This is a genomic window from Hydrogenophaga sp. FW305-3-2-15-A-LB1, from assembly GCF_058787875.1.
Map to the genome: position 1 here is coordinate 34,849 of NZ_JBYTAE010000052.1, position 8,986 is coordinate 43,834.

At 57.4% G+C, this 8,986-nt stretch carries 6 protein-coding genes and 1 pseudogene; 5 read left to right on the forward strand and 2 right to left on the reverse strand.

Annotated features, from left to right (window positions below):
* The first annotated feature begins 99 nt into the window (after positions 1-99).
* Entirely contained in the window at positions 100-444 is a 345-nt protein-coding gene (locus tag AC3WPZ_RS16740) for a CzcE family metal-binding protein (protein ID WP_492440668.1), read from the forward strand.
* A gap of 103 nt (positions 445-547) precedes the next feature.
* Here the strand turns inward: AC3WPZ_RS16740 and AC3WPZ_RS16745 are convergent, their stop codons facing one another.
* The gene (locus AC3WPZ_RS16745; RefSeq protein WP_492440670.1) at positions 548-3,022 is read right to left on the reverse strand and encodes a heavy metal translocating P-type ATPase; all 2,475 of its coding nucleotides are present in this window, start codon (positions 3,020-3,022) and stop codon (positions 548-550) included.
* Positions 3,023-3,355: 333 nt separating this feature from the next.
* On the opposite strand from AC3WPZ_RS16745, the gene AC3WPZ_RS16750 reads away from it, so the two are divergent.
* Positions 3,356-4,411, forward strand: a complete 1,056-nt coding sequence (locus tag AC3WPZ_RS16750) for a porin (protein WP_488929305.1) — start codon at positions 3,356-3,358, stop codon at positions 4,409-4,411.
* 158 nt (positions 4,412-4,569) lie between these two features.
* Here the strand turns inward: AC3WPZ_RS16750 and AC3WPZ_RS16755 are convergent, their stop codons facing one another.
* Positions 4,570-5,322 (reverse strand): TorF family putative porin, encoded by a 753-nt coding sequence (locus tag AC3WPZ_RS16755; RefSeq protein WP_492440672.1) that lies wholly within the window; start codon positions 5,320-5,322, stop codon positions 4,570-4,572.
* Between the two features lie 556 nt (positions 5,323-5,878).
* Between AC3WPZ_RS16755 and AC3WPZ_RS16760 the strand changes: the two genes are divergently transcribed.
* The 3 genes and pseudogenes from AC3WPZ_RS16760 to AC3WPZ_RS16770 all read left to right on the forward strand — a co-directional run bounded on the left by AC3WPZ_RS16760 (position 5,879) and on the right by AC3WPZ_RS16770 (position 8,662).
* Complete coding sequence (locus AC3WPZ_RS16760; protein WP_492440674.1) at positions 5,879-6,553, forward strand: YkgJ family cysteine cluster protein; 675 nt, start codon at positions 5,879-5,881, stop codon at positions 6,551-6,553.
* A 36-nt stretch (positions 6,554-6,589) separates the two neighbouring features.
* A pseudogene (locus tag AC3WPZ_RS16765) lies at positions 6,590-6,658 on the forward strand (SEC-C metal-binding domain-containing protein); the annotation flags it as partial.
* A 60-nt stretch (positions 6,659-6,718) separates the two neighbouring features.
* The gene (locus AC3WPZ_RS16770) at positions 6,719-8,662 is read left to right on the forward strand and encodes a methyltransferase domain-containing protein (protein ID WP_492440684.1); all 1,944 of its coding nucleotides are present in this window, start codon (positions 6,719-6,721) and stop codon (positions 8,660-8,662) included.
* The last annotated feature ends 324 nt before the right edge of the window (positions 8,663-8,986 follow it).

Genomic DNA, 8,986 nt, shown 5'->3' on the forward strand with positions numbered 1-8,986 from the left:
TCATGTTGTTGAGGACCAACTCATACAGTGCTTCTCAGTGCCGAAACGGCAACTGTCGCCTCACACGAGAGGCTTTCTAAATCACTTATGAGGTCCTACATGTCCAAAATCCATACTTTCCGACAAGCTGCCTTCGCAGTCTCCATTGCCGCCACCCTGGCCAGCGCTTCGGCTGCAGGCATTTCCAGCAAAGAGCAGGCGCTGATTGGCCAACCCGCTCCTGCTACGGCATCGGCACGTGTCATCGACCTGAGTGCGTCCAGCTACGCGAACGTCTCCTACGGTGAGACAGTCGTCTTTCGCGGCAATGGGGGCAACCAGTTCACATGGACGTTCAACGGTGTTGGTGGCCGTTCCTGGGACCTTGCCAAGATTGCCCCGGCCGGCTTCTCCGACAAGCAGTTCCGAGTCTTCGTGAGTCGTAATCCGCTGTATCGCAGCTGAGCCTTCATCGCTCGTAGTGGGCGACTCCGCGCTGCCGGGATGGGGATTGCCACGACAGGCGCTTGGAGTACACGGGCTACACACGCATGGTGTGTGGCCCGTTTTACTTTTTGTCGCCGCCCTTGTATGTCAGAAGGCGCAGTGCGTTGAAGACGACCAAGAGCGTCGAACCCTCATGAACGGCAACGGCTGCTCCAATGCCAAGACCCATGATGGTCGCGGGGACCAAAACCGCCACGATGCCAAGACTCACGAAGACGTTCTGACGAATCACCGAACGCGTGTGACGGCTTAAGCCTACGGCGAAAGGAAGGTTTCTCAAGTCGTCGGCCATTAGCGCCACGTCGGCGGTCTCCAGTGCCACATCTGAGCCTGCAGCACCCATGGCGATGCCTACGGTTGCGTTGGCCATAGCGGGCGCGTCATTGACACCATCGCCCACCATTGCCACCTTCGTTTCCTCACGAAGCTTGCGAATCGCCTCGACCTTGTCCTCGGGCATTAAGTCACCCCAGGCCTCATCGAGCCCTACCTCACTGGCAACTGCTTCTGCCACCTTCTTGTGGTCCCCGGAAATCATAATCATGCGGGTGATGCCGAGCTCTCGAAGCTGCTTCAGTGCGTCACGTGCGCCTTCGCGTGGGGTATCAAGAAGTCCGATGGCGCCGAGATCCCGCTCACCCTTGCGCACAACCATGGATGTTCGGCCTGCTTCACGCAGATTTTCAATGGCTGACGCGGCCGAAGCACCCAGGGGGGCGATGCCATCGCTTCCAAAGAGTTCTGCCTTGCCAATCCAGACTGTCTCCCCGCCCACAGTGGCAGTCACCCCGCGTCCAATCAAGTTCTCGAGATTGCTTGCGTTTGGGATGGGTTGCTGCCCCAAGCGCTCACGACCATCCTTCGCTATCGCAGCAGCAAGCGGATGGTCGCTCAAGGACTCGACTGCGACCGCTACAGCGAGCAGTTCCGTTTCGGTGACACCTTCCGCTGTCACCACATCGGTGATTCGCGGTCGACCTTCCGTCAGTGTGCCGGTCTTGTCAAATGCCATTGCGTTGAGGGAGCCGAGCTCTTCAAGAGGAGCGCCACCCTTTATCAGAACGCCGCCTCGTGCTGCGCGAGCAATACCTGAAAGAACCGCGCTGGGCGTCGCAATGGCCAAGGCACATGGGCTGGCAGCCACAAGAACTGCCATGGCGCGATAAAAGCTATCGCGGAACGGCTCGTCCACGACTACCCATGCAAACAAGAGCAGGAACGCCAGCAACAGAACAGCGGGCACAAAAATGCGTTCGAACTGGTCCGTGAATCGCTGCGTCGGAGACTTGCGCGTCTCTGCTTCGCTGACCATCTTGACCACTCGGGCCAGGGTCGAATCAGTGGAGCGTCGCGTCACCTCAATTTCGATGGCATGTGCGCCGTTGATGGTGCCTGAGAAAACGCGGGAGGCTGCTTCGATGGCATCGGGTCTCGAGCGAGCGAGGGCCGCATCATCGACCGGCCGCTTATCGACAGGCATGCTCTCGCCAGTGACAGGCGCCTGGTTGATGCTTGTTGTGCCAACCAGAATAAATCCATCGGCGGGAAGGCGCTCATTTGGCCTCACCAAAACGACGTCACCCACCACGAGGTCTTCCACCGCAATCTCAGATGTCTGCCCATCGCGGCGAACGGTGGCCGTGTCTGGCGCTAGTTCTGCCAGTGCCTCAATGGCGCGCTTTGCCCGACCCATGGCATAGCTTTCAAGTGCGTGGCCCAGGCTGAACAGAAACAGAAGAAGCGCGCCCTCTGCCCATGACCCGAGAGCAGCTGCGCCGGCAGCCGCGACCAACATCAGGGTGTCAATCTCGAAGCGCTTGCGTCGAAGGTTATCGATGGCTTCTCGCAATGTATAGAAGCCGCCAAAGAAGTACGCAGCGACGTAACAAGCAAGTGGAAACCAGGATGGCGCGCCCGTGAGTAACTTCTCCGTGACGGCTCCCGCACCGAGCAGCGCTCCGCAAATCAGCGCGAAGATCATTTCGCTGTTCGCGCCGAACACGCCACCATGCTGGTGCCCTTCGTGTCCGCCGGAAGCATGTTTGTGGTCACCGTGGTCGTGGCTATGCGCGCTATGGTCTTCCTCCGCCTCGCGCGGATTCGTTCCAAGGCTTGAGAGTTCGGCCCGTATTACTTCTTCCGAGGTCTTCTCGCGGTCGAACTCGATGTGCAGGAGCCCTGAAGCATTGGTGTTAGCTTCAAGAACCCCCTCCATCTTCTGCAGACGGTCGGCCACGGACCCGGCCTTCCTTTGATGGTTAACCCCGTCAAGTTGCCACTGCAGGTGGCCGAAGCGGCTAGAGATTTCTGCGCCTGCTGCTTTCGCAAGTTCACGAATGCGCGTTAACGAAAACTGGTCCGGGTCATAGTGAATGCATAGCTGCGGCGGCTTTTCTGCGGCGCCAGGCCGCACGTGCACTTCGTCAACGCCTGGCCGATTGCGCAGCAGCTGTTGCAGCCGCTCAACGCAGGCATCTGCTTCGCCAGGAATGCTCGGCAGAAGAACAGGGAGGTCGACGCGAAGCTTTTCAGACATGACGTGATGGTCGCTCTATACGACTGAGTTGAAGAGAAAAGAGCTGAACTTTTCTCGCAGAAGGTGTGCGAGGAAGCTCGTGAACGCTTGATTCTTGAACGGCTGACACGTGCACCGAAAACATATCGCAAAAGTCATGTTCGCGTCACATTCACGTTAGATAATTTTTATCCATGGTGCAAAGCTCGCCAGAGGTGTTTTCGTCCTCGTTTTGTCACATTGCGTCGGTCTAATCAGTTGTGTCAGCCCGACTTGGGTTGTCGTTCCACCGAGTCCTTGCGATGTAGGTCGCATCGGAACACGGTCCAACTCAACTGCACAGCAATAGACGACATGAAACACTCTCTCATCGCCCTTTCGATTCTCGCGACCACTGCAGGGGCGTTTGCGCAAAGCAGCACTACTCTCTTCGGTGTTGTCGACGCATCTGTGACGCGACTGTCCAGCGACAGCGCAAGCGTCACGGGACTCTCCAGTGGTGAACAATCTAGCAGCCGTCTTGGTTTTCGTGGACTGGAAGACCTCGGCGGAGGTCTCAAGGCCAGCTTCTGGCTTGAAGGCAGCGTTGCCGTTGACAACGGCGGTACAACATTTCGCTTTGACCGTCGCTCCACTGTTGGCTTGATTGGCGGGTTTGGCGAGGTTCGACTTGGCCGGGACAAGCTCGCGTCCTATCTGAACGTCGAGACCTTTGACCCGTTCGGCGACATTGGAGTGGCTGGCAACGGCGCTAACAACATGCTCGGCAACGCAACGGTCGCCGCTGGCACGCAAGAGGGTAGCCACTCCAAGCGCGCAAGCAATATCGTCTCGTATCTGACGCCCAAGATGGGTGGCTTCCATGGCCAGGTGCAATACGGCTTCGGCGAGCGAGCCAGCAGCGAGCCGAACAACAGCCGAGGCAATTTCGTCTCCGCACGCGTGGGATATCAATCGAACCCGCTCGACATCGCGTTGGGCTATGCACAGTTGAAGGGTGGCACTGCTATCCAGGAAGTGACCTACAAAGCGGTCAACTTGGGCGCTTCTTACGACCTCGGATTCGTGAAGCCGATGGTGCTGATTGCGACCGAACGTGGCGCCGGGCGCGGTGTCAATGCGTATACCTTGGGCGCGTCGGCCCCCGTCGGACAGGCGGGTGAGTTCCGTGTCGGCTATACACGCTTCAGCACCCGCAACCAGGTCGAGGCCGATTCCTCGAAGTTGGGTCTCGGCTACATCCACAAGCTGTCCAAGCGCACTGTGGTCTACGGCCTGCTCGCACGAGTGAGCAACGACAGCAACGCGAATCGCGGCTTCGCAGTCTCCTCGTCTTCCCTGGCGTCTCCGCTCATCGCCGCCGGCGACAGCGCAACCGGATACTCCATCGGCGTGCGTCACTCGTTCTGACAAAAAGAGCCGCAGCACGGATGTGGGTCTGTGCAGCGGCGTATAAAGTGCTCCCCGTGGAATTGGCCCAAGAGCTTTGCGGCTCTTGGGCCTTTTTTCGTTGGGGATTCCGCGAAGGTTTGGTTGCGGCCTACTAACGCGCAATCAACTCATGAAAGTTACATCTTCTTCGTGAACATCATGACCAGCGTGTTTGCGTTCACAGATTTTCCATCTGCCTTGCCGAGGAATGAGTTCTTCTTGGTTGCACCGACCATGGCGCCTGACACTGAGAAGCCATCGCCAAGGTCATAGACAGCGCCAACGCTGTAGTCGACATAGTTGGGCAGGGTAATGTCGCTGCTGTACGAGGTGTAGCCCAGCGATGCCTTCAAGGTCCACTTGGGATGGATCTCTTGAGCGTAGGCCACGTTCAGATACCCAGTGCCTTTGCCCTTCAAACCCGACCCGAGCGCGGAGCCCGCAGCGTTGAAGTAGTCGTCAGATACGGTGTGGTAGTACTTGGCGCTCAGAGGACCCCAACCCACACCGAGGTACAGCTCAGTTGTGTTTACAGCGCTGGCGCCCGTGTAGTGATAGCGCAGAACACCGGCGTCCCAGCTGAGTTCGCCGGTTGCAAAGATGTAGCCAGCGTAGAGATCGCTTTCCAGATTTGCGGTCGGGCCCGTGGCACTCGTCTGGAAGTTGACGGTCGAGTTCCAGTTTCCAGCATAGAAACCACTTGCGTGGGAGTAGTCGAAACCGCCTTGCAGCGCAGGTCGCAGCTGCCCTTCTCGCACATCCTGGTCTTGGCCGCGAGTCTTGTAGTTGGTGACGAGACTGACGTTCGCGCTCAGTTGGGCGCTGGCCAGCATGGGAAGCGCTGCCAATGTGAGGACGGCCAGAGCCTTGGGGGAGATGATTGTTTTCATGAGTGAGCTTTCAAGTGGTGATGAACAGATAAAAGCCGAGTCGGAGCTTTTGACCCCCACCCTCAATTGCAAGCAACGAGGGCACGGGACTCGACGTAGACAGCTTGCTATGGCATAGCGTTTCACCAAAAGAAAACTGCAGGGCATTCATTGAAACGCTAGTGAATTTGGACATTCAGGCGCAATTCAGCAACTTGAAAGCAACTGCCCTCGTGCAACTCCCCATTGCATGTTCGGCTGCTTCTCAGTTCAACCCGGGCGCTCACTGCTGGCACGAACCGATTTCTCCGTCAGAGCCAGGCTGAACGCGACTCAGCTCTTCCGACACATAAGCAGAAAGTGACGCATTTGTCATCGCTCGGATGTCGGTTTGTGTCGGTGCGCTCTCTAAATTAAGTCCAGCAGATGACGGCTGCCGCTGGCAACCGGGTAGCGATCCGACGGACCGCCAAGTCTGCAAACGTTCACTCGGCCCATGTCCACTGTGATGTCAGGTCGATGGCTTTGTTCTCTGGTGCGGTTAGAGGCCGCGCCCTCAATCCCAGGACAACTATCCGTGGAGTTTCTTTCCCAGGAGCGTCAAGCCGAAGTCAGAGCCATCGCCGAAAGGCAGCAGAAGACTTACCGCCAGATGCTTTCGGCAAACAAAAACAAGACGTTCGCCATCCATGCGATTCACAACCTGCATCGGCAGATAGACGAACTGGTGACAAGGGTCCAAGCAAGACCTGATGTGCGCTTCGACTGCAAACCGGGGTGCTCGCATTGCTGCAACTTCCGCATTGAGGTCTTCCCGCCCGAGGTGTTTGTTCTGGCTCGAAGGCTGCGGGCGCTGCCAGGCGACCAACTAAACCTGGTGACTGAACGGCTTCGTCTTCATGTTCAAAGGTCACAAGGAGTCCCTAGAGCGCAGCACTGGATGAACTGCCCATTGCTGAATGACGACCGTTGCTCCGTCTACGAAGACAGACCGTCGACTTGCAGGAAGTACCTGTCCTTAGATGTTGAGGAGTGCAAGCGACCAGGAATCAGCGCGCTAGAGGACGGCGAGTTGGCGCTGAAGTCATTGGCGCTCGTCAGTGGCGTTCGAGAGGCCTATTCAAAGGCCAAGAGTCCCCTCTCCATCCACGAGCTGAGCGAGGCGCTACTGATGGCGCTTACTGACCCAACCTGCGAGGAACGTTGGTTCAAGGGTGAGGTTGTCTTTCCGCTAATGGCTTCGGACGACTGAATTCATGACGCCAGTCTTCTTATGTAGAGGGAAGCTGTGAGCGCAGTTGGGCGTAATGAGCCATGTCCATGCTACAGCGGGAAGAAGTACAAGCATTGCTGCATGACGCGTAGTTCGACCCCGTTGGCGGCGGGTGAAGCGACCAGCCCAGTGGATGCGCTCAACGTGGCATGGAACTTCTTCGAGTCGGGCCAAGCAACCGAGGCAGCGAATCTGTGTCGAGCAATTCTTCGTTCAGATGCGGCGCAGCCTGATGCGCTGTACTTGCTGGGCGTCTTAGCTTGTGAAAACGGAAATGTTCGAGATGCTCTGGAACTCTTCCGGAAAGCTGCACTGGCGCGCCCGCTGTTTCCTGAAGCGCACTACTACCTCGGGCTTATTCTTATGAGGCAAGCCCAGCATGAGCAGGCTGCCTCGCACTACCGACAAGCAATAGCGTCTGCGCCTGGATTTGTCGAGGCACATTGCAACCTGGGCGTTGTGCTTAACCGCTTGGGTGAGCCGCTTCAGGCCTTGTCCAGCTACCAGGAGGCTCTGGCCATTCGTGAGGCGACAGAGGTGAAGATTGGCCTCGCCGAGTGCTTGCAGCGCCTCCGCGTCTCGCCAGGCGTGAGCCACTTGCGCCCCCTGCTCACACGCGCAATCGCTGAAGCCTGGCGCCGGCCTGAGGAGCTCGCGCCCGCCGCCATCGCCTTCCTAAAGTGCGAAGCAGGATTCGAAGAAGCATTGTCGAAAGGAGTTGGGCTAGAGAGATTGCTTGCCGACTGGTGCGAAAACAGACTTTTTCTTGCGTTGCTTGAGAGCGCGACGATTTGCGATGTCGAGCTCGAGCGCTTGTTGACAGCGGTCCGCGAGACGCTTCTGGATGACGCTCTGAGGTCCGATGTGGAAGAGGATGAGCTGCTGAGCTTGCGTTCCGCCCTAGCACAGCAGTGCTTTGTGAACGAATACTCTTGGCTCGTGCACCCAGAAGAAAGCGAGAAGGTCGAAGAGCTACTGAAGCATGCGAGTCTCGCTATCGAATCGGGTCGAATGCCGTTGCCACAAGTCATGCTCGCGCTTGCTAGCTATCTACCTCTGTGCAATCTGCCATTTGTAGACGCTCTGAGGGAACATGCGTGGTCTGATTCGCTGCGCTCGGTGATACGTCAGCAAATTGATGAAGTGAGGCAGGAGCTCAATTGGCGCTCGGCCCTTCCAAAAATAACAGCGATAGACCAAGACTCGTCGAGCAAGGTTCAGCAACAGTACGAAGAGAACCCTTACCCGCGCTGGGTCCACTCCTCTTTGTTTCCCGCCCCACTCGCGTTGGAAGACCGGCTGCGCATGCAGATTCCGCACGCGCGTTTTCAACCAATGAGCAGAATCGGTACTGTCGACGTTCTTATTGCGGGATGCGGAAGCGGTCGTCACTCAACTGAGAGCGCAAGCGCATATAGCGACTCGCGAGTGCTCGCGATTGATTTAAGTGCAAGTAGCCTTGCCTATGCGATGCGCAAGTCTCATGAGCTCGGTCAATGCAATGTCGAGTACGCCCAAGCCGACATTCTGCACCTCTCGTCGCTCAACCGACGCTTCGACCTCATCGAGTCCGTAGGTGTGCTACATCATTTGGCCGACCCAGTGGCGGGATGGCGAGCACTACTACAAATGCTGCGTCCAGGCGGACTCATGTTGCTCGGCCTGTACAGCGAAACAGCGCGCGCTCCAGTAGTCGCCGCGCGGCAATTCATTGCTCATCATGGCTATCCCGCTACCGCACAAGGCATTCGAGAATGTCGAGCGGCAATCATGAGCGCAGATTGTCCGGAGGCACTGAGTCACCTCACCGCGTTTGGCGACTTCTACGGCTTGAGTGCATGTCGCGACTTGCTATTCCATGCGCAAGAGCACCGCACAAACTTACTCGCTATAGATGCGCTGCTGGATGAGCTGTCGCTCGACCTCGTCGGCTTGCATGTTGAGCCAGAGGTGCTTCGAAAATTCCAAGCACGGTTTCCTGATGATGACGCTGTTCACGACTTGGGAATGTGGCACCAATTCGAAACAGAAAATCCCCAAACCTTTGTTGGGATGTATCAGTTCTGGGTGCAGAAGCGACGCGCATAACTGGGTGGACCATGGGTACTCGGTCAATCCGCCGCGACTGCGGTCGTGTGAGCTTTGCTGCACTCGACATCCAATCTTTGAGTAGCTTGCAAGCCACTTAGGGAATCAGCGCATGAGCCAGTTGCACTGCTCAGAATGAGCAATGGCTAGCAGCTAGCAAGGCCGTCAGGGGAAGATCGCCCCCTGTGATTGCATCTTTGGCAGCAGTCTCATGGCTGCTCCTGAGGAGTTTTACGAGCTCTTCGGTCGTAAGCGGCCAGCCATCCCATCTTGACGGTAGAGGCAAGGCAAGCCAGTGGTCAGGCGGACGGTCCCCAGCGATGC

Bases quoted from the DNA above. Each gene is read 5' to 3' on its own strand.
- AC3WPZ_RS16740 (WP_492440668.1), top strand. From the start codon at position 100: ATGTCCAAAATCCATACTTTCCGACAAGCTGCCTTCGCAGTCTCCATT.
- AC3WPZ_RS16745 (WP_492440670.1), bottom strand. From the start codon at position 3,022: ATGTCTGAAAAGCTTCGCGTCGACCTCCCTGTTCTTCTGCCGAGCATT.
- AC3WPZ_RS16750 (WP_488929305.1), top strand. From the start codon at position 3,356: ATGAAACACTCTCTCATCGCCCTTTCGATTCTCGCGACCACTGCAGGG.
- AC3WPZ_RS16755 (WP_492440672.1), bottom strand. From the start codon at position 5,322: ATGAAAACAATCATCTCCCCCAAGGCTCTGGCCGTCCTCACATTGGCA.